The sequence below is a fragment of the Halocynthiibacter sp. C4 genome (genome assembly GCF_028823805.1).
In the GTDB taxonomy this organism is placed as follows: Bacteria; Pseudomonadota; Alphaproteobacteria; order Rhodobacterales; family Rhodobacteraceae; genus Falsihalocynthiibacter; species Falsihalocynthiibacter halioticoli.
Window position 1 is genome coordinate 730618 of record NZ_JAPEIE010000001.1, and the last position, 24139, is coordinate 754756.

Below are 24139 nucleotides of genomic sequence, written 5' to 3' on the forward strand. Positions count from 1 at the left end.
ACATTGGGAGCAGTGTTCACGCTTCGCAAGAGGCTTAGAAAATTTCCATTGACATACGAGTATCATTGCCAATAACGTCCGTCAATAAGCAATGATATACGAACATCATTGTGTTGGAGAAGCGCAGATTGCGTCAAAGGGAGGAATATATGAAGAACTCAATTAGTCGTCGCTCATTCCTGGGAACAACTACGGCTGCTGGCGCAGTCTCGATGTTGCCATTGAATCAAGCGCGTGCAGCGTCCGGCGAAATTTCGGTGTGGAAATTCGGCGGGACGCCTCAAGAAGTAGAGCAGTGGGCTCTGCGTAATGATGCATTTACGTCAGCGAACCCAGATGTCGGCTTGAACTACTCCTATTTCAATGGACAGATTCGCCGCCAGAAAATCCTCGCGGGCTTCCAAACGAACCGCCTTGCGGATGTGATCATCGCATTTGGTCAGGATATTCCCGAGTTTGCCGGTTTTGGAATGCTTCAGCCGCTGGATGATATCGCGGGTGACAAGATCGCCGAATGGAAAGAGCGTATCGTTCCGGAGGTATTCGAGTCGGGCATGCATGATGGTAAGCTTTATGCGCTTCCAACATATGTAGACATGGCGAGCTTCCTTGCGATCAACCTCGATGCGATGGAAGAAGCAGGCTTTGATCGTCCACCTGAAACATGGAGCGAATTGCGCGAATATGCCAAAGCGATGACCAAACCAGACCGCCCTGGATTGGCGTTCCCTGCAACAACTGCTCCGGTTGATATCAACATCTTTGAAGGTCTCGCCTATGCAAACGGTGGTCGGATCTTTGATGAGGAGAGCGGAAAAGTCACTCTAAACGATCCGGGTGTGGTCGACGCGCTTCAGTTCTATGTGGATGTAATTGCTGATGGTTCTACCCCAGCGTCCACGTCACTCACCGAAACCTTCTTCCGCGATACGGCGCAGCTGTTTGGGCAGGGTCGTTCGGCAATGTGGATTGGTCTGTCTTGGCTCAATACACCTTGGGGCGTGAATGATGATGTGCGTTGGACAGGCGTTCCGATGCCGCGCCCAGATACGCCAACTGGCAGCTTTGAGCCGGTCAACGCAATTATGGACGGCACCGCAATGCTCATGGTTTCAGCGCGTTCGGAGAATCCGGAAGCCGCGGTCGAGTATCTCGATTTCTGGTCACAGGACGATCAGCTTGAAATCTGGGGCGGTCAGCCTGAAATCGCGCGTATCCCTGCTGGTAAAGCGGCTTGGGACAATGCCGAGCTTAAAGAGGCATGGCCGAATTGGGTTAAGTCGTATGAAGAGGGTTCGCTCTTTGCGGGCGCTGCACCGATGCCACGCTTTATCGGGGTTTCTGCGATTGAATCCGCTCTTGGCACTGCGATCCAGCAGGCTGTTCTGGGACAGAAAACGCCTCAGGAAGCGCTGGACGAAGCAACAACCGCTGCTCAGGCACAGATCGATCTGATCCGCGGATAATTAAGTAAACACACGAAAAAAGGAGGGCCCGACGATGCTGAAAAGCGATCGTTTTCTGGCGTATGCTCTAATTTTGCCCGTAGTGGCCGCTGTCTTGGCATTTGTCGTCGGGCCCACCTACAATGTTGCAACTCTTAGCCTCACACAGGTTGTGATGGGGCAGGAACGCGGCTTTGGCACGTTGAATAACTTCCGTGCCCTTTGGGCCGATCCAGTCTTCGGATTGGTACTCAAAAATACCGCTATTTGGATCCTTGGCGGCACGCTGCTTTGCGTAAGTGTCGGGCTAGGCGTTGGTGCTTATCTCGCCATTGACTCCAAGGTAACCGGATGGCTGCGCGCGCTGATCCTTTTGCCTTGGGTGCTGCCTGATGTGGTCACCGCAATGGCTTGGAAATGGATGCTTCACGGCCAAGTCGGAATCATTGGTCAAACCCTTGAATCGACGGGGCTTACCGAAGGAACCATCTCCTTCATGGGCGATCCGAAGCTTGTGATGTGGATGCTCGTTGTGGTGCTTGTTTGGCGTAAGATGCCGCTCGTTGCGCTTATCCTGTGCGCTGCGATCCGCGCTGTTCCTGACGATCAAGTCGAAGCTGCGCGAATGGATGGCGCGAATGCCGTAGAGCGTTTCCGCTTTGTGACGTTGCCGAATATTGCATTTTCGCTAACTGCTGTGACCGTCATCTCGATGATCTGGATCACCGCTGAATTCGCGCTGCCGTGGATCATGACGGGCGGTGGCCCTGCAAACGCCAGCCAAATCATGGCGACATACATCTATCAGCAGAGCTTCGAGTTCTTCAATTGGGGCGTTGCTTCCGCCATGTCCGTGATCAATCTCGTGATGCTGGTGTCGATCGTCGCTCTCTATCTCTACGTTAACCGCCGCTCCTGGGCTTCGGAGGCATCGAAATGAACGAACAACCGCGTACACTTTATTGGATCATGCTTGGTCTTGTTGGCCTCGTTATCTCGATCTACGTCTTGTTTCCGGTGTTCTGGCTTTTCTTGGCCTCCTTCAAGACACAGGCTGAACTGGCGCAATTACCGATCTCCTTCTGGCCCGAAGCGCCGACACTGGAAGCCTATAAGGCACTGTTCTCGCCGACCCACCAAAAGGGCCAGCTCCTTGATTGGCCACAGCTTATCGGCAATAGCTTCTTCATTGCCGTCAGCTCGACAGTCATCGTTCTGATCTTTGGAACACTCGCCGGTTATGCCTTCGCTCGACTAAACTTCCCAGGCCGCGATCTCATACTCGGTGGGCTGCTCATCAGCCGAATGTTTCAGGGCGCAGCACTGTTGCTTCCCACATATCGCCTCATGAGCATGCTGGGCCTTCAGGATAGTTTGATCGGCTTGGTGCTTCTTTATTCTGCTTTCGGGTTGCCGTTCGCGACATGGATCATCGCGTCCAGTCTTCGCGAAATTCCGCGCGAACTTGAGGAAAGCGCAATGATGGATGGTGCGAGCCGCTTGCAAAGCATGGTCATGGTGGTTCTTCCACTGGCTACACCTGCGCTGATTACTGCTGCGATGTGGCACTTCGTTGGCGCGTGGTCTGAATTTGCCTTTGCTTCGATCCTGCTTGAATCAAATGAGCACAAGACCGTAACAATCGGGCTTGCCAGCTTTGTCGAACTCTTCACGCTGGAATTCCAGTACGTTGGTGCCGCCGCGACGATTGTGGCCTTGCCGATCATGCTGATTTTCCTCTTCGGACAGCGCTACTTCACACGCGGCCTTCTTGCCGGGGCTGTGAAAGGATGAAGATCACCTCGATCATGGCACGGGCGGTGGATTGTGGCTTCAATAACCAGAAGCTTCAAACCTCCCGGGTTGCCTCTCCTATGTCCAAGTTTGCGCGGTTTGTCGAGCAACGCGCAAGCTGGATGTGGCCAACAAAGAAGGTGTTCGTTCGCGTTGAGGACGAGAGCGGCACCGTTGGCTGGGGGTGCACGAACGGCGGGGAGGTCGTTGAGCTTATCATCAACAGTCATCTGGCTCGGTTGCTGGAAGGGGAGGTCTGCGAAGATATTGCCACTCTGAATGCACAAATGTCAGCGGCGCTCTTGCCGAATGACCGATCTGGCTTTGCTATGATGGCCGTTGCGGGAGTTGATATAGCGCTTTGGGATTTACAGGCGAAATCGTCAGCAGGAACGCTGGTGGAGCAGCTTGGCGGTTCTAAAGTCGAACGGCTTCCTGTTTACATGACGACCTCACGGCCCGAGGCTTTTGACGGGATTGCTACTGCTGGCCTAAAAGCTGCGGCGCCTTACGGTCCGGAATCTGGGCGCGAGGGGCTAGAGGCCAATGTTGCCTTGATGAAGCGTTTTGCAGAAGCGGCTGGCCCTGATGTGCCGATCATGATTGACGCGTTTCTTGCGTGGGATGCCGATTACACGCTTCGTTTCGCAGAGGCGATGAAGGACATTCCAATTGCGTGGATCGAAGACCCGATTCATCCGCAGGATGTTGAGGGCTTGCAGAAAATTCGCGATGGGCTGGATTCAGAAATCTCGCTGGCTCTTGGGAATTTCGCGTTTTCAAAAGCCGATTGCGCGGATTTGTTGCGGACTGGCGTTGTCGGAATATTGCAGCCCGACGTTGCATGGGCAGGTGGGATTACCGAGACACTTGAGATCCTTGATCTGGCCAATGAGGCAAAGGTTCCGGTGATCTTGCACAACACATGCGAACAGCCTTGGGCGCTTGCGCTTGCTGCCACACGTCAGGGCGGCGCGCTTGTTGAATGTGTGGATCGTGGCGAAGAGTCCCTTCTTTACGAACTTATAGGCCTGCGCCCGAAAATTACGGATGGGCATGTGCCTGTCCCCCGCAATCCGGCTGGCAATCGCCCGCCAAACTATGCACTGGAAGCCTTTGACGGCGCCGCAATTGACACCAAGAGAGGGTAAACCAATGGGATCTGTCACACTCAGAAATATTCGGAAATCGTATGGCGCGGTCGAAGTGCTGCACGGTATTGATCTCGACATTAAGGATGGTGAGTTCACCGTTCTGGTTGGCCCGTCGGGGTGCGGGAAGTCTACGCTTCTTCGCTCCATCGCAGGATTGGAAACCATCAGCGACGGTGAGATTTCGGTTGATGATACGGTTATTAACACCCTCGTGCCCAAAGAGCGCGACATCGCCATGGTGTTCCAGAACTACGCGCTTTACCCGCATATGACGGTTGCCAAGAACATGGGCTTTTCGTTGCGTCTGGCCAAGGAATCTCAGGAAGAGATCGACAAAAAGGTTAAGGCCGCAGCAGAAATTCTTGATTTGAACGCTCTGCTGGATCGTTACCCGCGCCAGCTTTCTGGTGGTCAGCGACAGCGTGTTGCGATGGGCCGAGCGATCGTACGTGACCCGAAAGTGTTTCTCTTTGATGAACCGCTTTCAAACCTTGATGCAAAGCTGCGTGTGCAAATGCGCTCGGAAATCAAAGAGCTGCACCAGCGCCTCAAGACCACCACGATTTATGTGACGCACGACCAGATCGAAGCCATGACAATGGCCGACAAAATCGTTGTGATGCGGGGCGGACATGTAGAGCAAATCGGCTCGCCAATCGAGCTTTATGACAATCCTGCCAGCGTCTTTGTGGCGGGGTTCATTGGTTCACCTGCTATGAACTTCATTGATGCTGTTGGTGATGGGAAAGCACTTAAGACAACGACACAAGAATTGCTCGGAACACCGAATGCCACGGTTGCTGCTGGTCAAAAGGTCATCGCCGGCTTCCGTCCGGAGGACATTCGTCTTGCCGAGAAGGGTATCGCCGCGAAGGTCGCCTTGATCGAGCCGACAGGCGCAGAGACCCAACTCACGCTTCGGACAGAAAATGAAGCCATCATCATGACCACACGCGACCGCATTACCCATTCGGTCGGGGATCAGGTGTTCTTCGAAGTGATCGAAGGCAAGCTGCACTGTTTTGACGCTGAAACGGAGCGGTCACTCGCTGAAGGTGGTCAGGCCCAATGAAAATCAGCGACGTAAGGGTGATCCGATTCCGCACCCATGCGGATCGGTGGGATATCGGCCATGGACGCCTCAAACCCAACGCCGAGGTGAGCCAGACTGTAACGTGTATTGATACTGATGAAGGGCTGACGGGCTATTTCTTTGGTGGCGGCAAACACGGCGACCAAGATGGAATGACGCCGGATGAGCAGCGCCTCATCGAAGGACGCGTGCGTGATCTCTTGCTTGGCGAAGACCCGTTTGATCGTGAAGCAATTTGGAAATGGATGTGGGTCGCAAACCTACCGGAAGTCGCCCAAAGCGTGATCGACTGTGCTCTGTGGGATTTAGCGGGGCGCGCAACGGGGCTTCCTGTTTACAAGTTGATGGGGGGCGCACGCGACAAGGTGCCCGCTTATGCCTCAACCTATCCAAATATTGGCAAGCCAGAGGTATATGCCGAACACGCGCTCGCGTGCAAAGCCGAAGGGTACAAAGCCTACAAAATTCATCCCCACTATTTTTGGAACCCAGACACAGGTAAGCCGACGAAGGGGCGCCCGTCCAACATCAAGGCCGATATCGAAACTCTGAACCTCGTCCGAGAAGCTGTCGGGCCGGATATGGTTTTGATGTACGACGTTTGGGGCACGTATCACACGCTCGAAGAAACGATCAAGGTCGGGCGCGAACTGGAAAAGAACGACTATTACTGGTTCGAGCATCCGATGCCGGAATATCGAGTTGAAAGCTACGTACGGCTTTGCCGCGAACTTTCAATTCCAATTCTCGCGCCGGAAATTGCGGCGGGCGGCGTGTTTACGCGCGCAGAATGGATTTTGCGCGGCGCCTCAGACATGAGCCGTATGGATATTCGTCGTGGTGGCGTAACCGGATGCCGGAAAACCGCGATTGTTTGCGAAGCCTACGGGCAGCGCTGCGAAATTCACATGGCAGGTTGGGGCAATCTACAGGTCATGGGAGCGACATCCGAAGACACCAGCGAGTGGTATGAGAAGGGGCTTCTCGCACCCGGGGTTAACTATGATGCGCCGCACCTCTATTTGGAGCGGAATTGCGACCCGATGGATGACGAAGGCTTTGTGGCACTGCCAAGCGCACCCGGCCTTGGTTATGAAATCATCTGGGATCACATCAACGATAATACGGTGGCGACATGACACTCTATCGCCGTAGCTGGAGCATGCAAATCAAAGAAGGGGCAGAGGAAGCCTACGATTCCGCTCATGCCGAAATCTGGCCCGAGATGCGGCGCCAGATGGAGGAAAGTGGCATCATCCGCTACTATCTTTTTCGCACCGGAACCACAATTTTTGCATTTCAAGAGCGGGCCGAACCGTTTCCGACCGCTGAGCAGCCGCCGTCTGAGTTGATGAACCGCTGGTGGAGCAAAATGGCGCCGCTGATGGAAACCGAATCCGGCAATCGCCCCAAACACACACCTTTGAGCGAAGTCTTCGCTTTTGAAACCACATCGGAGAGAGCTAAATGTCCGGACTGACTGGCATTGTTCCTATTTTATTAACACCGTTTGACAGCAATTTTGACGTTGATTTTGGTAGCCTACGAATTGAGGTCGATGCGACCCTCAAAACTGGGGTTTCCGGCATTGGAATCGCCATCGGTAGCGAGATTTTCAAGCTCACTCCCAAAGAGCGGCGCGAAGTCTTGCGTGCGGTCGTGGATCAAGTTGATGGTCGCGTTCCCGTTGTTATGAACACGTCCGCCCCTGGCACAGCGCCAGCGGTCCAACTCGCAGCCGAAGCAGCGGAAGCAGGGGCCTCGCGCCTTATGATCTGGCCGCCAGATTTTTTTGCTACGGGGCCAGACTCGGTCATTGAGCATCTTTCGGCGGTGGCAGAAGCAGCGCAGCTACCGATCATACTTCAGGATGTGCCACAGTCACCGATCTCGCCAGCATTGGCGTTGAAAATCGCAGAAGAAGTGCCGCTCGTGGATACCATCAAAGTCGAAACAAATCCGACGGTTGCGCAAGTTTCGGCGATGGTGAAAGCCGTCGGGGATAAGCTCACTGTGCTTGGTGGCGCAGGAGGCGGAACGCTCATCGAAGAGCACAGACGCGGCGCGCGCGGTACCATGCCGTTTGCTAGCCAGGCTGGAGTCTTTATGGCTGTCTGGCGCGCTTTGGAAGCGGGAGATGAGGGCGAAGCTGCAGCTATTTTGGAGGAGTGTATCTTACCTGTAAGCCGGTTGGGCTTTCAGGGGGCGGATATGTTCTATCACGTACACAAGACGCTTTTGTGTCAGGCTAATGTCTTCCGTAGTCCGCGTGTACGTCCGCCAACCGCAAAGATTGACGACGTCAGCCAAGCCGAGCTTGAACAGTTGCTACAACGCCTAAGCACACAGAGGGTTAGCCAAATTTAGCCTTCTGCGCCAATGGCTTCGCGCCTCATAACAATAGATAAGAAAATGAAGTGGCGGCAGAAACATGTCGCCATTTTTGGTATGCGCAAACCAGCATGCCGACTTTGGAAATTGCATTGATCAATCGGCTCATGCGCATGGTTGCGTTGAGCGATATCTTGTCTAATCAACAATTTAGAGGGAGGAAATGGCAGCCCGTAGGGGAATCGAACCCCTCTTTCCAGGTTGAAAACCTGGCGTCCTAACCGATAGACGAACGGGCCACTTACTCTGTGAGGCGGTTTCTAGGCAAAGCTTTTGCCCTGCGCAAGAGGCTTTTTAACAGAAATGCAAAAAAAATCGCAGTTCATGTATTTATTGTTTTTTTTCAATAAATTAGGCGCTTGATGCGGGGGCGGCGTCTTCGAGGCGCAGCTGGATTTTTTGCCGACCACCCCAAGTGTTGATTTCCAAGCGCCCAGCGAGGTGAAAACGCGCGCCATTGTGATTCTCGAGCGCGGGACCAAGCGGTTTGTCGAATGCCCCGAAACATATTGCTTCGATGCGTTGGCCGATGCCGTCACCAAATGTCAGCTTCAGATGGCTCTCACCAACGCGTTTGGTGAAAAAGATCTGCTGGTCTGGAAAGGCAAACCGCGGGGCAGGGGCTCCAGCACCAAAGGGACCTGCCTTTTCGATGTCTTGAACCAGTTCAACGGTAGCACCTGCGCCCATCAAGAGCCCATCTAGCCGTAGGTCAGCTGGTCCGGCGTCACCCGCGCCTTGTTTTGCGAGAAGCTCGGACAAACGCTCCATCGCTGGTTCGAGTTTGTCTTCAGCAACGGTAAGGCCCGCGGCCATTTTGTGTCCGCCGCCTTTGAGGAGGAGCCCCTCAGTCACGAGCCGATGGATAGATGCACCAAGATCAACGCCAGCAATCGACCGACCAGAGCCTTTGCCTTCACCGTCGTTCAGGCCAATCACGATTGCTGGACGGTTTGTTGCCTCTTTCAGGCGCGACGCCACGATTCCAACGACCCCTGCGTGCCACCCTTGGCCAGCCGCCCAGACGAGCGGTGCGTCTATGCCTCGGCTTTCGGCCTGTTCAAGCGCCGCTGCGCGAACGGACTCTTCGATTTCGCGGCGTTCGGTGTTTAACTCGTCCAGTTTCTGAGCAAGGGCCTCGGCCTCAGAGGGATCATTCGTTGCAAGAAGCCGTGCACCAAGGTCCGCTTTGCCGATACGGCCCCCTGCGTTTACGCGCGGCCCATAGAGAAAGCCAAGGTGATAGGAATTAGGTGCGGAATCCGCTCTGGCGGTATCTGCGAGTGCAACAAGTCCGGGCCTGCTGCGTTGGGCCATAACTTTAAGGCCTTGCTGCACCAAAGCTCGGTTCACTCCGATCAAGGGCGCAACATCCGCCACAGTTGCAAGCGCGACAAGATCGAGCATCGCGATCAAGTCAGGTCCTTTCGCCCCGGCGCTACGCAACTGCCGGTTTGCTTCAACGAGCATGAGAAACACAACCGCAGCCGCGCAAAGATGCGCAAGTTCGCCGCTCTCGTCTTGCCGGTTCGGGTTAACAACAGCTACGGCGTCTGGAAGCGTCTCCTCGCCAAGGTGGTGGTCGAGGATGACCACGTCAGCGCCAACGGCGGCCTTAACTGGACCATGAGACAAGGTTCCGCAGTCAACACAGACGATCAGGTCGTGAGAGGCCGCAAGTTTGGCCATGGCCTCGTCGTTTGGGCCATATCCTTCGTCGATCCTGTCGGGAACATATAGCGTGGCTTCTCGCCCCATCTGTCTGAGCCAGTCGATAAGAAGGGCAGCGGATGTTCCACCATCAACGTCGTAGTCCGCAAAGATTGCGATTTTCTCGTTCGACTGAACCGCTTTGAGGAAGCGGCGCGCCGCTTTTTCCATATCTAGCAATTGATGTGGGTCGGGCAGGAGGTCGCGCAGTGTGGGCTCAAGAAACTGTTTCGCTGTTTCTGGGGTAACGCTGCGCTGCGCTAATATTCGGCACAATGGTGCGGCTAAATCGGTTTGCTGTTCTAGGTGGAGTGCTGCGCGCTCTGTTTCAGCATTTGGTCCGACCCAGCGTCGTCCACTCAGGGAGTTGGAAACATTTAGAAAATCACCCATACCCCGAAACCTATGTGTAAATGCGCCTTGCTGGCAATCTGTTTGACATGAGCAAGGCGCGATTTTGCTATTTATTTAGTTGGGTTGCGGTAAATCATCCGGCGAACAGAACCGGTTTTTGACCGCATGAGGATCGTTTCTGTGGTCAGGTAGCCAACTTCGCGTTTGATGCCAGACACAACAGAGCCATCGGTAACACCGGTCGCCGCGAAAATAACATCCTCTGTCACGAGATCGTCGCGGGTATAGATGCGGTCAAAATCCTCAATGCCGATGCGCGTTGCGCGTGCGCGTTCGTCAGCGTTGCGGAATACAAGACGGCCATAAATCTGTCCGCCCATGCACTTCAGCGCGGCAGCAGCCAAAACGCCTTCGGGCGCACCACCGGATCCCATATACATGTCGATGCCGGTAATGTCGGCCTCCGCACAGTGGATCACGCCAGCAACGTCGCCATCGGTGATCAGGCGAATAGCGGCACCAGTTTCACGGAGTTCGTTCAGCATCTCAACGTGGCGCGGACGCTCTAGTACACAAACAGTGATGTCCTTGGATTTGCATCCTTTGGCTTTGGCGAGTGCATAGACGCGTTCGCTTGGGCTCATTTCGAGCGTAACTGTGTCAGGTGCAAAACCTGGACCGATCGCAAGCTTGTCCATGTAGACATCCGGCGCATGCAGCATAGAGCCACGCGGCCCCATGGCGATAACGGTGAGCGCGTTGGGCATATCCTTCGCGGTAAGCGTTGTGCCTTCGAGCGGATCGAGTGCGATATCAACCGCTGGGCCATCGCCACTGCCGACTTCCTCGCCGATATACAGCATTGGAGCCTCGTCGCGTTCACCTTCACCGATGACAACAACGCCGTTGATGTCGAGCATATTGAGTTGCTCGCGCATGGCATTGACGGCGGCTTGGTCTGCGGCTTTCTCGTCTCCGCGACCGATCAGGTCAGCAGAGGCCAATGCGGCGGCTTCGGATACGCGGGCGAGGCCCAGCGACAACATTCGGTCGTTAAAGTCGGCTTTTGCCATATATTACAGTGCTCTCTATTACTGGGGTCAAAACAGGTTATGGGCCAATATAACCTAGTTTAGACGGCTTCGATGCGAATAGCGACAGGTTCTGCCGCCAATACATTTGTTTCAGCAAACGCCGCAAGCGCCGTTTCGAGCGCATCACGTGTTGTCTTGTGGGTCACAATCAGGACGGGCGCCGCATCTGCCTCATGGCTATACTGGCGCATTCTGTCGATCGAAATGCCAGCCTGTCCGAGCGAAGCGGCAATCTTTGCCAGTGCGCCAGGCTTGTCCAAAAGCTGGAAGCGCAGATAATAGGGCGCAGAAGCGCTCGCTTTCGCCGATGTGGCCTGTTCGAGGCCTTTTGCCGGTTTCCCGAAAGTGGGTACGCGAATGCCGCGTGCAATATCAATGATATCCGACATAACAGCACTTGCAGTTGGGCCTTCGCCCGCACCTGCTCCGCGCAGAACGATTTGGCCGACCTGATCACCTTCGAGAACGACCATATTTGTGCCCCCTTCAAGCTGCCCGAGCGGCGAGCTGTCGGGAACAAGGCAAGGGGACATGCGCTGTTCGAGGCCGCGACCAGTCATTTGCGCGACACCGAGAAGCTTGATCCGATAGCCCATGTCAGCGGCTTGGTTGATGTCGTCAATGGTGATGCGCTGAATGCCTTCAAGCTCGACACCTTTGAAATCCACCTTGGTTCCAAATGCGATAGCAGAGAGCAATGCAAGCTTGTGTCCGGCGTCAATGCCGCCCACATCAAGATTTGGATCGGCTTCGAGATAGCCAAGCTGGTTTGCTTCCTCGAATACCTCGTCATAAGCAAGACCGGCGCTTTGCATGCGGGTTAGGATATAGTTGCAGGTGCCGTTCATTACGCCCATCACGCGCGTGATATCATTGCCTGCAAGCCCTTCGGTAAGGGCTTTGACCACAGGAATACCGCCTGCAACGGCGGCTTCAAAGCGGATCACTTGATCGGCGCTTTCTGCTGCCTCTGCGAGCGCTTGCCCGTGCAGCGCAAGCAGTGCTTTGTTTGCTGTTACAACGTCTTTGCCATTTGCGAGTGCCGCTTCTGTGGCTGCTTTGGCAGGGCCGTCGCTTCCGCCCATTAGCTCTACGAACACATCGATGTCGTCGCGTTTTGCGAGCGCAACGGGATCGTCTTCCCATGCATAATCAGTAAGGGGGACGCCGCGATCCTTGTCACGCGTTCTCGCGGAAATCGCGGTAATAACAATCGGTCGCCCCGTGCGATCTGCGAGCAGATTTGCTTTCTGGCGAATGATTTTGACCACACCCACGCCGACGGTGCCCAAGCCAGCGATACCAAGACGAAGAGGAGGGAGCATAGAAAGCGTTCCTTAGGGCAAGAATGTTGATTTTCTTTGCGTCTGTTATCGGGGAATCGCCAGACTTGCAACGCGTGTTGCCGTTTTCGGATGTGGCTTTGAGGCTATAGCGAGGAATGTCGCTCAACTGCCGCAGCAAGCTCTGATTTCGTTTTTGGATCAATCACAGGCCCGCTGATCTGTTTTGCTCTGTTCCTGAGGCTATCTGTTCCGCCAATTTCAGCAGGCTCCGCTGTCACATCCCCAGCGTCTTTCAACAGCGTGCCGAGCGGCTTTAGACTGGGGTACTCCGTGGCTTCCACAGCTTCAGAGAATTGCGTCTTCGGCACAGGAGGCGGGGAACATGCGCTTAGCATAGCGCAAACAATAACCCCAAGACTGATTGAATGGCGCAAAGCGGCCCCCTGACATAGCAATGAGACCGAATATAGGGCTGTATCGTGATTGGGCAAGTAGGAGAAAATGATACAAGTTGCTGTCGTGATCTCGTGGGTGCTTTTCAATGAACAGTCGTTCATTTAATGTGCCGGTATGGCACGAAAAACAGGCTCACACTCAAAGATAACCGGCCCACGCATCCGCAAGGCGGCTTTAACGCTGTTTGCTCGGCATGGGTATGCTGCGGTTTCCATGCGACAGATCGCAAAAGAGGTCGGCGTACAGGCGGGGGCGCTCTATCTTTATACGCAAGATAAGCAGTCACTGCTGTTTGACCTGATGAAATCCCACATGGATGAGCTTTTTGAGGCGCTTGAGCAGCTTCCTACTGTTGACGACCCAAGATCAGAGCTCGCCGCGTTCGCCCGATTTCACATCGCATTTCATATCGAACGCCCCGAAGCTGTTTTCGTGGCCTATATGGAGTTGCGAAATCTAGAGCCAGAGAATTTCACGAAGATCGAAGAAATGCGGCGGCGGTATGAGGCGCGTTTGGAAGATATCGTTAAGCGTGGAGTGGAAGCGGGCGCATTTACGGTTGCCGATAGTAAGCTGGCGACTATGGCGTTGATAGCAATGCTGACGGGAGTGAATACCTGGTACCGCTCGGATGGCCGCATGAGCCAGCAAGAGGTGGCTGATATCTATGCCCAGATGGCGATGAATGCAGTTGGGGCAAGCGTTTAGCCATCACCTGAAATGAAAGAGGGCGCGCGGTGCGCGCCCTCAAGTGTTATTTGATCAATGCGCCGGTCGGATGAATGTCCCGTTGCGCAACTCAGAAAAAGCCTGCTGCAATTCTTCGCGCGTGTTCATCACGATTGGGCCATGCCAAGCGACGGGCTCTTGGATCGGCGCGCCAGATACGAGCAAAAACCGCAATCCTTTCTCGCCAGCTTGAACACTGATTTCGTCGCCTGTGCCAAATCGAACAAGCGTGCGGTTTCCGGACATATCGCGGATATTTACCTCTTGACCCCGCACCTCTTTTTCAAGGAGGACGCCTGTCGGGCTAGAAGCATCGCTAAACTTTCCCTCTCCTTCGAATACATAGGCAAAGGCGCGTCTGTAGGTGTCGATTTTGAAGGTTTTACGAACGCCCGCTGGCACGAAAATATCCAGATACTGTGGGTCGGCGGCAATACCATCGACAGGCCCGCGTTTGCCCCAAAAATCGCCAATGATGATTTTGACGCGCGTGCCATCGTCATCAACGATCTCGGGTATATCGCTGCCTTTGACATCCTGATACCGCGGTGCGGTCATCTTGAGATCGCCAGGCAAGTTTGCCCACAGTTGGAACCCATGCATCTGCCCTGCGTCGTTTTCGGATGGCATTTCCTGATGCATGATGCCCGATCCGGCAGTCATCCATTGAACGTCTCCCGCGCCGAGTACGCCGGTGTTGCCAAGACTGTCACCATGCTCAACCGCGCCTGAGAGTACATAGGTTATAGTTTCGATCCCACGGTGCGGATGCCACGGGAAACCTGCTTTGAATTTTTCCGGGTCGTCGTTTCGGAAATCATCAAACAACAGGAATGGGTCAAGCATATCGGGGTTCTGAAAGCCGAAAGCCCTGTGAAGGTGAACGCCAGCGCCCTCAATTGTCGGGACGGCTTGGGTTGTATCAAGAATAGGTCGAAGAGACATAACAGTACTCCTTTGTCATCTGAGCATAACATAGTGTTCACCGCTCTGTGGAAAACTGCACTTTCTGCACAGGGTTTGTGGTTTTTCGCGCAGAACTCCTCGGCGCGACATGCTTCTCTCTGTTCTTCTTCGCGGAACCAAGCTAGAGCATGCGTCGTGAGATAAACGAATTCAGACGAGAAGAAGGATTTCGGCATGAACGATCCGCTTAACCTTGAGCAGGTTGACGCAAATGAAACGCTTGCGGTTATCCAAGCATCTGTTGCGCGGCGGTATTTCGGCCTTGGTGTTCTTTATTCCTTTGGAGCAATACTTCTCTATATCGCGGCAGCGACACCGCCCTCTGATATCAAATGGCTGGCATTTCTAATACTCGTTGCAGTTGGCGATCTTGTTGTTGCCGAGATGTTTCGCCGTGCAACACTTTGTTCCATCCGGCTTACCAAAGAGGGGATGTATTGTTCCGACGGGAAGTTGATGGTCGCGATTGATAACATCAAATCGGTAGAGCGAGGCGTATTCGCGTTCAAACCTTCGAACGGCTTTATGGTTACCACCAAAGAACGCCAATCGCGTGTGTGGGCTCCGGGGCTGTGGTGGCGTGTTGGAAAACGCGTAGGGGTTGGCGGTGTGCTTCATGCGAGCCAGACAAAAAACATGGCCGAAATGCTCGTCGCTTTATCGACGCGGCACCAAACTGAAAATTAATTTTGGTTGAAGCCCTGCAACTTAAGAGTTGCAGCTTTCCCAGCATAGACGCGGCACAAATCGCGACCGAGTGACCGCGATCTCGTTCATCTCCAGAACGGGCAGACCAACGTTAAAAGTTGGCTGATAGGACATATTCGTCTCGATCATCAATACGTAGTCGTCTTCTGGCATAACAGGAATAGCGCCGTCGAATGACATCAACGTTTCCTGAGTGAGGGCAGGGGTTGAGCCTGTTGCATATGACCACTCATTGCTCAGGACGCGCGGGTTTTCGTCGCCGATGTCGCAATCGGACACGCACCGAATTGACGTGACGCGTAGCCAAGTTTCTTCGTCAGCGGAGTCAGCGAGAGAATTGAAGAGTTTTAGCAGTCCGTCAATGTAATCAGCGTCCACGGTGTTAAGTTCGCGACTGATCATGTCGGCAACAGTAAAGGTTGCCTTCAGATTTACGCTGCGGGCCTGAAAGGCATCAAAAAACGCAAAAGTTGCGACATAGGCCCACGTCAGAAGCGGAAACATAAGGATCGCTTCAACAGACATTGATCCTTCGTCTCGTTTGGCGAAGCGTCGGAGCGACTTGGGTGTGAATTTTTTGAGGGTACTCATGCCATTCATCCCGTTCTAGTTCGGTTCGTTCACAAAAGCAGAGGTGGATACAATCGCATAGCCACCGTCTTGATCGTGCTTTGGTAGGTCCAGACCATAGGCCGACGATTGAAAGAACGGATCGACGATTACACAGACCCGAACCAACATCATTTCGTTTTGGTCGCCACCTTCAAACTGCGTGACCGGTTGCACCTCTTCGGCGCGGTCAACACAGGTTGTTGCTTCTCCGAGTGGCTCCCAAGTCAATGTGCTGACCGGACGAAGCTCGATCAGCATCACGTCTTCACAATCTGGAATAACGCGGGTCTCAGAACAAATGCGCTCTTTTAGTTCGTTATGTGTTGGCGGATTCCACGTTCCAAGGCGCAGGTCACGAACCGCAAGGTCCACAGCGCGCTCTAGCATCACTTGCCGTGTCTTAATCACGCCCACCTCAATGGACCCAAGCAAAAGCGACATGAACATCGGGAACAGGATCACGAATTCAATCGTAACGTTCCCTGTTTCGCTTTTGCGGAACCGGCGGAATGCCTTGGTAATGTAGTGCCCTAAACGTATCATTGTGTCAGTCGCAACCTGTTGATCTGGCTAGCAATTGTCGCAAAGGTCGAGGAGATCTCGGTGCCGTCAATATCGAAGAAGTGGTTTGGTGTACTTGCACACGTGCGCATCACGTCAAGGTAATCTGAGTGTACCTCAAAACCGATGGTAAAGATGAGCATGCCTTCGGCCTTGGCAGCGTTACAGGAATTATAAAGGTTTGTATCCTGTGTAGAAGGCTGCACAGTAAAGTGTGCATTCTGCCGACCAAGTGCACCGTAGTTCTTAGCCCACTTTGTACCTTTTATCATCCAAACTTCGGGCCAGCTGAGCTGCTTGGTGTTGTTAAGGTCGCCATTTTCGTCTTGAAGCTTTGGCTTGTCTGTCCGATAGCCGCAATCCTTGTATTTTCTGCCACCAGACCAGTAGCTCCAGCAATCCCATTCGTAAGTACCGGGTGCAAAATCCAGCCATACGTTTTTGTCGTTGCCATAGCCGTCTTCCACGAAGGAATACCATTCGTCATATTGAGAATTATAAATTCCAAGGAAGCCTTCGGTTTTGTCCTGCCATACAACTGAGGGGCCGCTTTTCTTGCTGCTGCGCAGTTGTCCGCGGCCCTCATGTTTACCGTCTGTCATCAGCACGATAACCTTCGACGCGTTACGCTCTCCATATGCAAATGGGCGCTGGGCGTACTCTGAATCAATCGGGGCACCGTCGCCGGAGGTGAGGGCGGAAATTGCGGGTTGTGCTGCTGGATCTAGTAGCGCAACGCCCCATTTCATCCCCATGTCAATCGAGGTCGAGCCGGTTGCGTAAAGATCGTCAATAAAGTCATCTACATCGTTGTAGTCGGACAGCAATGGCTGAATCGCTCGCTGCCCGTTGTCCCAGACATCGTCGCAAACGCGTGAGCTACTACTGCTTAGATTTGTACTGTATCGATTGATGTGACCCGCTCGGTCAAGCTCCGCTGAGGGGCTTACAGCGGTCTGGCTGAATTCGTCAGAGGTGAAGTCGACACAGTTATTATAATCGTGATCTGCGCGAAGATTGAACTGCGAGGCAAGATCCGAACCGATATCAACTTGTTCTTCGTAAGGGATAATAGAAAGCGAAACGCGACCATTCTCTACGGTACAAGACTGCTCTCTGTTAGGGTCTGTTGGGTTACACAGCATCGCGTAACCGAATTCTTTCGCCGCCTGCTGAAGTTCGTAAAGCTTTGTGTTGCCGGTTGCGGAATTGTACCCCATAGAGCCGGATACGTCGACGACCAGCGAAATTTCAACGTCTGTGATGCCCTCTTCCGCAGTTGAGGCCGATGGAGCGGAAAGGGTTTCGATGCCAACAAGGCCCATAAAGCTGGTGTCAATGGAAACGCCAGTTTCGAGCGACACGCGGCGATAGTTGCGCTGGCCGCCAGAGCTGATTGTTTCGTGGTCGATCACAAGATCGATATTTCCAAGACCGCTGGTCTCAAAATAGTTGCGAACAACGAGTTCTGGATCAAGGTCTTGCTCAAGGCTGGCCGCTGCTAGGATCGCGCGGTCGGCAGCGTATTGAACACGGGTCCGCTGGGTCTCGAGATGCATGACATCCACAGCCATGCCCGACACGAGCAACATGATAACGAACATGAACATTGAGAAGAGAGTCAGAGATCCGTCGTTGTTTCTCCGGAATTGAGTCGCCGATCGAAGCGCTCTCGCGAAAGGCGCTTTGATAACATTGGTGGTCACATTGCTAGCGGCTTTCCCGCGTGTCGTGTGATTTTCCATATTTCTAACCCCGCAGATGGTCCCAGCGAACTCTAAAACTCATTCAAATGTCACAATTTAATATCAGCGCCACGAAGGGCATGCGGCAGCCGATTTTGGGAATGCCACCGTTCGTTAATAATCAATTGATGTGGCAAGAATGGGGCAAAGTTGGGGGATTAGGGCGTGAGCGCTGCCGGATTCATGACCAAACGTCAAATAATTGGTTAACCGTTTCTGAATGCGGAACAATTTCGAGGTTTTCTGTTGAATTGAGACAAGTTTTGAAACTGAGTAAAAAATGTGCAAAGCTTGGTTTTTGTTTGCGTTAACAGGGTTTCATCCGGTCCAAATAAGCCTAGTCTGATCCCCTTATTACAGTCTTAATTCGAATCCTATTTCAGGAGCTCTGCATGTCAGTCCCAAACGAACCAACCTTCCGCCAGTCTGTCGATTTGATGTTCAATCGCGCTGTTGCGCTGATGGATCTCCCTCCGGGACTGGAGCAGAAGATCAGGGTCTGTAACGCGACCTATACTGTCCGATTCGGTGTGCGTTTGCGTGGCCAAATTCAGACATTTACTGGCTACCGTTCGGTTCATTCCGAGCACATGGAGCCCGTGAAAGGCGGCATTCGTTATGCCATCAGTGTTAACCAAGATGAGGTCGAGGCGCTTGCAGCATTGATGACCTATAAATGCGCCCTCGTTGAAGCCCCTTTCGGCGGTTCAAAAGGGGGACTTTGCATCAACCCCCGAGAGTACGAACCGCATGAATTGGAATTGATCACACGTCGATTTGCCTATGAACTTGCCAAACGGGACTTGATCAACCCGAGCCAAAACGTTCCCGCACCGGATATGGGCACCGGTGAGCGCGAGATGGCATGGATAGCTGACCAATACGCGCGCATGAACACCACGGATATCAATGCTCGTGCTTGCGTGACGGGTAAGCCATTGAACGCCGGTGGTATTTCAGGCCGCGTAGAGGCGACGGGACGAGGCGTACAATATGCGCTTCAGGAGTTCTTCCGCTATGAAGAAGACAAAACGAAAGCTGGCCTCGAAGGTAAACTCGACGGTAAGCGCATTATCGTTCAGGGGCTTGGGAACGTTGGATACCATGCGGCCAAATTCCTGAGTGAAGAGGATGGTGCGATCATCACTGGCGTTATCGAGCATGACGGCGGTCTCTTTAACGAAAGTGGACTTGATGTTGATGCTGTCCGGACATGGATCGTCAACCATGGCGGTGTCAAAGGCTATCCGAATGCCACTTTCGTAACCGAAGGCGCGAAACTGCTTGAGCAGGAGTGCGATGTGCTTATTCCTGCGGCGCTAGAAGGGGTAATTAATCTGACAAACGCGGACAGGGTGAAGGCGCCATTGATAATCGAGGCTGCGAATGGTCCGATTACCGCGGGTGCGGATGAGATTTTGCGCAAGAAAGGGTGCGTTATCATTCCTGATATGTATGCCAACGCGGGTGGTGTGACGGTGTCGTATTTCGAATGGGTCAAGAACCTGAGCCATATCCGTTTTGGCCGTATGCAACGCCGCCAAGAAGAGGCGCGGCACCAGTTGGTCATAGACGAGTTGGAGCGACTTGATCGCTATCTCGGCGATGCTTGGTCTATGACACCGGAGTTTAAAACCAAGTACTTGCGTGGCGCGGATGAACTGGAGCTCGTTCGCTCTGGTTTGGACGACACGATGCGTATTGCCTATCAGTCTATGCGAGAAGTTTGGCATGCGCGGGATGATATCGAGGATTTGCGAACCGCTGCCTATCTGGTTTCAATCAACAAAGTTGCCGCCAGTTATCAGGCCAAAGGGCTCTAAAGCGCGAGTAACGCTTAGACTTTTCATAGAAGTGCATCGGCCTATTCGGGCCGGTGCGCCGTATGTTCAATTCGCCTAGACTCTGTCAGCTTGGTTATGGATACTGCTCGCATGAGTCTGCCCCCTGGATTTCTTGATGAACTTCGGACCCGAACATCGCTTGTGCAGGTGGTCGGTCGCAAAGTCATGTGGGATCCTCGAAAGTCCAATCAGGGCAAGGGCGACATGTGGGCGCCTTGCCCCTTTCATCAGGAAAAAACGGCGTCTTTTCATGTGGATGACCGCAAAGGGTTTTATCACTGCTTTGGGTGTCACGCGAGCGGGGACGCCATCAGTTTTGTGCGCGAAACCGAAAACGTAGACTTCATAGAGGCCGTTGAAATTCTCGCTCAGGAAGCGGGGATGCAAATGCCTGCGCGTGATCCGAAAGCACAGGAAAAGCAGGACCATAGAACCGAAATCGCCAAGGTGATGGAGCAGGCGGTGCAGTTTTTCCGCCTTCAACTCAAGACCGGTGCCGCTGAAGGCGCGCGTGGCTACCTTGAGCGGCGCGGGCTTTCTCTTCAGGCACAGGAGCGTTGGGATATCGGGTATTCGCCGGATAATCGGCAAGCTCTGTTCCAACATCTCACGGGAAAGGGTGTTGCGCCAGAGTTGATTGTCGATGCTGGCCTTTGTGCCAAACCAGATGACGGCGGCGCACCATATGACAGATTCCGTGGCCGTATCATCTTCCCGATCAGAGATCCGCGCGGCCGCGCGATTGCCCTTGGCGGGCGAGCGCTCGACCCGAATGCGCGCGCTAAATACTTGAATTCGCCTGAAACACTTCTCTTTGATAAGGGGCGAAGCCTCTACAATCACGGGCCTGCGCGTGAGGCCGCTGGCAAGGGTAAACCGCTTATCGTTGCCGAAGGGTATATGGACGTGATCGCGCTCTCCGAGGCAGGGTTTGGCGCAACGGTTGCTCCGCTTGGCACTGCGGTTACCGAGGACCAGCTTCGCCTTTTGTGGCGTGTCGCACCAGAACCGATTATCGCGCTTGATGGAGATACCGCGGGGCTTCGCGCTGCTATGCGTGTTATTGATTTGGCGTTGCCGATGCTCGAAGCAGGGCAAAGCCTTAGGTTTGCGATTATGCCCGAGGGAAAAGATCCTGACGACGTGCTGAAGAGCGACGGGCCAGATGCTATGCAGCGGCTGCTTGATGGCGCAATGCCGATGGTCAATCTACTGTGGCAACGTGAAACTGAGGGCAAGAATTTCGACAGCCCCGAACGAAAAGCCGCGCTCGACAAGTCTTTGCGCGAGACAGTTAAAAAGATCCGCGACCCGTCTATTCGTCGTCACTACGCTGATGATCTAAACCGTATGCGCCACGCGTTGTTCGGACCGGTTCCCGCTGGTGCGCCTGCACCTTCCGAAAGCTTTGATCGGAAGCCGCCCTTTGGTGGTGGTAAGTGGCAAGGGGGGCGCAAGAACTGGCGCAATACGGGCCCGTCGGTACAGCCAACAACAAAAACGTCGCTTCTTGCTACGGGAAGCGATGAGGCAACGATCTACCTCCGGGAATGTGTGGTTCTGGCAACTTTGCTACGTAATCCTGGTTTGATCGAGAGGTTTGAAACACCTCTTGAGCGGTATGATTTCTCGACCGAAACTCACAACCTTATCCGTGATGTTTTATTGCGCGTTGATCCAGCTTCGGACGTAGAAAGCGCACTGCTTGACGCAATCGGACCTGAAGCACTTGAAAACCTCACTGCGCCGCGCCATGTGCAACTTGCCCCTGGGGTGAGGAGCCCCTCGCAAAGTGAGCTGGCAGAGCTCTGTGTCGAGGAGGAAATGCGCAAACTCATGGCGTCATACGGAGCCGAGCGCGAAATTTCGGAGGCCATGAGGGATATGGAAGGCGCGGTTGATGAGGGCATGACTTGGCGTCTCAGTCAGGCCGCAGAGGCCCGCAACAAAGCGAGCCGCAGTGAGGGTGAGGACAAAGCCGCATACGACATCGCCGAAAACGGCACGAAAATGAACCGCGAGGAACGGTCTGCGTTCGACGGACTTCTCGCAAAAATCCAAGGTTCCCGCCAAAAAGCGAAGCGTTAGACGCGTTTGGTGAGGAATCGGTAAAGAAAACCAGCTAAACGGGTTGCGAATCATCGGGTCGCATTGTTGATTCGAACAACTGATTCGCTTACAGCCCGCTTTTGTAGGAGCACTGAATGGCCGCCAAAGATACAGACGACCGCAAGCAAGACGATCAAGACGCAGAAGCAGGCATGGACATGAGCCAAGCTGCGGTCAAGAAAATGATCGCTGAAGCGCGCGAGCGTGGCTACATCACTTACGATCAGCTTAATCAAGTCCTTCCCCCAGATCAGGTCTCGACCGATCAGATCGAAGATGTGATGTCGATGTTGTCCGAAATGGGCATCAACATCATCGAAGATGAGGAAGAAGAAGAGAAAGCCTCCACAGAAGTCGCAACAACTTCCGAGAACCGTGAAGTCACCGTTGCCACAACGACGACCGAAGTTCTTGACCGTACCGATGATCCGGTGCGGATGTACCTGCGCGAGATGGGCTCGGTTGAGCTGTTGTCCCGCGAGGGCGAGATCGCGATTGCCAAGCGGATCGAAGCGGGCCGTAATACGATGATTGCCGGGCTTTGCGAAAGCCCACTGACATTTCAAGCGATCACCATCTGGCGTGACGAGCTTCTTTCTGAAGACATTTTGTTGCGCGATGTGATCGACCTTGAGACGACATTCGGCAACACGATGGAAGACGACGAGGACGAGCAAGAGCCGGTAACGGCTAATCTTGACGTGTCTTCTACTTCCAGCGCTGAAAAGAAAGAAGAGAAGCAAGAGCTTGACGCAGACGGCAACCCGATTGCCAACGACGACGATGACGATGAGGACGAGCAGGCCAACATGTCGCTCGCCGCAATGGAAGCCGCCCTCAAGCCTCGCGTTCTTGAAACTCTGGACCAAATTGCGCGTGACTACGAAAAGCTTTCGGAGATGCAGGACTTGCGGATTTCCGCGACCCTGAACGAAGACGAAAGCTTCTCCAAATCCGCTGAAGGCACCTATCAGGAGTTGCGGTCGGAGATCGTGGTTTTGGTGAACGAGCTTCACCTCCATAACAACCGGATCGACGCGCTGATTGACCAGCTTTACGGTATCAACCGCCGCATCATGTCGATCGACAGCAACGTCGTGAAACTCGCTGACCAAGCCCGCATCAACCGACGCGAGTTTGTCGAGGCTTACCGTGGTCGCGAACTTGATCCGACATGGCTTGAAGATATGGCAGAAAAGCCTGGCCGTGGTTGGCAGAGCTTTATTGAGCGTTCGAGCGACAAAGTTACCGAGTTGCGCTCCGAAATGGCGCAGGTTGGCCAGTATGTTGGGCTGGATATTTCCGAATTCCGCCGCATCGTGCAGCAGGTACAAAAAGGTGAAAAAGAGGCCCGCCAAGCCAAGAAGGAAATGGTTGAGGCCAACCTTCGCTTGGTAATCTCGATTGCCAAGAAATACACCAACCGTGGCTTGCAATTCCTTGATCTTATTCAGGAAGGCAACATCGGCCTGATGAAAGCGGTTGATAAGTTCGAATACCGTCGCGGCTATAAATTCTCGACTTATGCGACGTGGTGGATCCGTCAGGCGATCACACGCTCTATCGCAGATCAGGCCCGCACAATCCGTATTCCGGTTCATATGATCGAAACGATCAACAAACTTGTGCGTACTGGCCGCCAGATGCTGCACGAAATTGGTCGCGAGCCAACGCCGGAAGAGTTGGCCGCTAAACTCCAGATGCCACTTGAGAAGGTGCGCAAGGTGATGAAGATCGCCAAGGAGCCGATCTCGCTCGAAACCCCGATCGGGGACGAAGAGGATAGCCAACTCGGTGATTTCATCGAGGATAAGAACGCCGTTCTTCCTCTGGATAGCGCGATTCAGGAGAACCTCAAAGAGACCACAACGCGGGTTCTTGCCAGCCTCACACCACGCGAAGAGCGCGTGTTGCGGATGCGGTTCGGCATCGGGATGAACACCGACCATACCCTCGAAGAGGTGGGCCAACAGTTCAGCGTGACCCGCGAGCGTATCCGGCAAATCGAAGCCAAGGCGCTCCGCAAGCTCAAGCATCCAAGTCGGAGCCGAAAGCTGCGCAGCTTCCTTGACCAATAAAGAGCAAGGC

21 protein-coding genes and 1 tRNA gene are annotated in these 24139 nt (G+C 53.8%); 13 read left to right on the forward strand and 9 right to left on the reverse strand.

Annotated elements, in window-relative coordinates:
• Window positions 1-149 precede the first annotated feature (149 nt).
• The 8 genes from OU789_RS03605 to OU789_RS03640 are packed head-to-tail and all read left to right on the forward strand — an operon-like array spanning window position 150 to window position 7853.
• Window positions 150-1466 (forward strand): extracellular solute-binding protein, encoded by a 1317-nt coding sequence (locus OU789_RS03605; RefSeq protein ID WP_274653395.1) that lies wholly within the window; start codon window positions 150-152, stop codon window positions 1464-1466.
• A 34-nt stretch (window positions 1467-1500) separates the two neighbouring features.
• Window positions 1501-2385, forward strand: a complete 885-nt coding sequence (locus tag OU789_RS03610) for a carbohydrate ABC transporter permease (RefSeq protein ID WP_263953810.1) — start codon at window positions 1501-1503, stop codon at window positions 2383-2385.
• The gene (locus OU789_RS03615; RefSeq protein WP_274653398.1) at window positions 2382-3239 is read left to right on the forward strand and encodes a carbohydrate ABC transporter permease; all 858 of its coding nucleotides are present in this window, start codon (window positions 2382-2384) and stop codon (window positions 3237-3239) included. Before OU789_RS03610 ends, OU789_RS03615 begins: the two co-directional genes overlap by 4 nt.
• Window positions 3236-4390 (forward strand): mandelate racemase/muconate lactonizing enzyme family protein, encoded by a 1155-nt coding sequence (locus tag OU789_RS03620; protein WP_274653400.1) that lies wholly within the window; start codon window positions 3236-3238, stop codon window positions 4388-4390. Before OU789_RS03615 ends, OU789_RS03620 begins: the two co-directional genes overlap by 4 nt.
• Before the next feature lie 4 nt (window positions 4391-4394).
• Window positions 4395-5465, forward strand: coding sequence for an ABC transporter ATP-binding protein (locus OU789_RS03625; protein ID WP_274653402.1), 1071 nt, complete (start codon window positions 4395-4397; stop codon window positions 5463-5465).
• Window positions 5462-6625, forward strand: a complete 1164-nt coding sequence (locus OU789_RS03630; protein WP_274653404.1) for an enolase C-terminal domain-like protein — start codon at window positions 5462-5464, stop codon at window positions 6623-6625. The genes OU789_RS03625 and OU789_RS03630 overlap by 4 nt, the downstream gene beginning before the upstream one ends.
• Window positions 6622-6966 carry an L-rhamnose mutarotase gene (locus OU789_RS03635; RefSeq protein WP_274653406.1) on the forward strand — a complete coding sequence of 115 codons (345 nt, stop codon included), beginning with the start codon at window positions 6622-6624 and terminating at the stop codon, window positions 6964-6966. Before OU789_RS03630 ends, OU789_RS03635 begins: the two co-directional genes overlap by 4 nt.
• Window positions 6954-7853, forward strand: a complete 900-nt coding sequence (locus OU789_RS03640) for a dihydrodipicolinate synthase family protein (protein ID WP_274653408.1) — start codon at window positions 6954-6956, stop codon at window positions 7851-7853. The genes OU789_RS03635 and OU789_RS03640 overlap by 13 nt, the downstream gene beginning before the upstream one ends.
• 188 nt (window positions 7854-8041) lie before the next feature.
• Here OU789_RS03640 and OU789_RS03645 read toward each other — a convergent pair.
• The 5 genes from OU789_RS03645 to OU789_RS03665 all read right to left on the reverse strand — a co-directional run bounded on the left by OU789_RS03645 (window position 8042) and on the right by OU789_RS03665 (window position 12755).
• Window positions 8042-8116: transfer RNA gene (locus OU789_RS03645), tRNA-Glu, on the reverse strand.
• Window positions 8117-8228: 112 nt separating this feature from the next.
• Window positions 8229-9980 (reverse strand): single-stranded-DNA-specific exonuclease RecJ, encoded by a 1752-nt coding sequence (gene recJ / locus OU789_RS03650; RefSeq protein ID WP_274653410.1) that lies wholly within the window; start codon window positions 9978-9980, stop codon window positions 8229-8231.
• A 71-nt stretch (window positions 9981-10051) separates the two neighbouring features.
• Window positions 10052-11014 carry a class II fructose-bisphosphatase gene (glpX, locus tag OU789_RS03655; RefSeq protein WP_263953801.1) on the reverse strand — a complete coding sequence of 321 codons (963 nt, stop codon included), beginning with the start codon at window positions 11012-11014 and terminating at the stop codon, window positions 10052-10054.
• A 59-nt stretch (window positions 11015-11073) separates the two neighbouring features.
• Window positions 11074-12360, reverse strand: a complete 1287-nt coding sequence (locus OU789_RS03660) for a homoserine dehydrogenase (protein ID WP_274653412.1) — start codon at window positions 12358-12360, stop codon at window positions 11074-11076.
• Between the two features lie 104 nt (window positions 12361-12464).
• Window positions 12465-12755, reverse strand: a complete 291-nt coding sequence (locus OU789_RS03665; RefSeq protein ID WP_263953799.1) for a hypothetical protein — start codon at window positions 12753-12755, stop codon at window positions 12465-12467.
• A gap of 136 nt (window positions 12756-12891) precedes the next feature.
• Here OU789_RS03665 and OU789_RS03670 point away from each other — a divergent pair, with 136 nt between their 5' ends.
• Window positions 12892-13485 (forward strand): TetR/AcrR family transcriptional regulator, encoded by a 594-nt coding sequence (locus tag OU789_RS03670; protein WP_274653414.1) that lies wholly within the window; start codon window positions 12892-12894, stop codon window positions 13483-13485.
• A 54-nt stretch (window positions 13486-13539) separates the two neighbouring features.
• Here the strand turns inward: OU789_RS03670 and OU789_RS03675 are convergent, their stop codons facing one another.
• Window positions 13540-14451 (reverse strand): pirin family protein, encoded by a 912-nt coding sequence (locus tag OU789_RS03675; RefSeq protein WP_274653417.1) that lies wholly within the window; start codon window positions 14449-14451, stop codon window positions 13540-13542.
• 195 nt (window positions 14452-14646) lie between these two features.
• Between OU789_RS03675 and OU789_RS03680 the strand changes: the two genes are divergently transcribed.
• Complete coding sequence (locus OU789_RS03680; RefSeq protein ID WP_274653419.1) at window positions 14647-15159, forward strand: hypothetical protein; 513 nt, start codon at window positions 14647-14649, stop codon at window positions 15157-15159.
• 21 nt (window positions 15160-15180) lie between these two features.
• On the opposite strand, the gene OU789_RS03685 is transcribed toward OU789_RS03680, so the two are convergent.
• The 3 genes from OU789_RS03685 to OU789_RS03695 are packed head-to-tail and all read right to left on the reverse strand — an operon-like array spanning window position 15181 to window position 18098.
• Window positions 15181-15771 (reverse strand): TadE/TadG family type IV pilus assembly protein, encoded by a 591-nt coding sequence (locus tag OU789_RS03685; RefSeq protein ID WP_274653421.1) that lies wholly within the window; start codon window positions 15769-15771, stop codon window positions 15181-15183.
• 15 nt (window positions 15772-15786) lie between these two features.
• The gene (locus OU789_RS03690; RefSeq protein WP_274653423.1) at window positions 15787-16335 is read right to left on the reverse strand and encodes a TadE/TadG family type IV pilus assembly protein; all 549 of its coding nucleotides are present in this window, start codon (window positions 16333-16335) and stop codon (window positions 15787-15789) included.
• Window positions 16332-18098 (reverse strand): TadE/TadG family type IV pilus assembly protein, encoded by a 1767-nt coding sequence (locus OU789_RS03695; RefSeq protein WP_274653424.1) that lies wholly within the window; start codon window positions 18096-18098, stop codon window positions 16332-16334. The genes OU789_RS03690 and OU789_RS03695 overlap by 4 nt, the downstream gene beginning before the upstream one ends.
• 392 nt (window positions 18099-18490) lie before the next feature.
• Between OU789_RS03695 and OU789_RS03700 the strand changes: the two genes are divergently transcribed.
• From OU789_RS03700 to rpoD, 3 genes are all read left to right on the forward strand, one after another.
• Window positions 18491-19921 (forward strand): Glu/Leu/Phe/Val family dehydrogenase, encoded by a 1431-nt coding sequence (locus tag OU789_RS03700; RefSeq protein WP_274653425.1) that lies wholly within the window; start codon window positions 18491-18493, stop codon window positions 19919-19921.
• A 111-nt stretch (window positions 19922-20032) separates the two neighbouring features.
• Window positions 20033-22030, forward strand: coding sequence for a DNA primase (gene dnaG, locus OU789_RS03705; RefSeq protein WP_274653427.1), 1998 nt, complete (start codon window positions 20033-20035; stop codon window positions 22028-22030).
• Between the two features lie 116 nt (window positions 22031-22146).
• Window positions 22147-24129: an RNA polymerase sigma factor RpoD gene (gene rpoD, locus OU789_RS03710; RefSeq protein ID WP_274653429.1), complete on the forward strand. Its 1983-nt coding sequence runs from the start codon at window positions 22147-22149 to the stop codon at window positions 24127-24129.
• Window positions 24130-24139 lie beyond the last annotated feature (10 nt).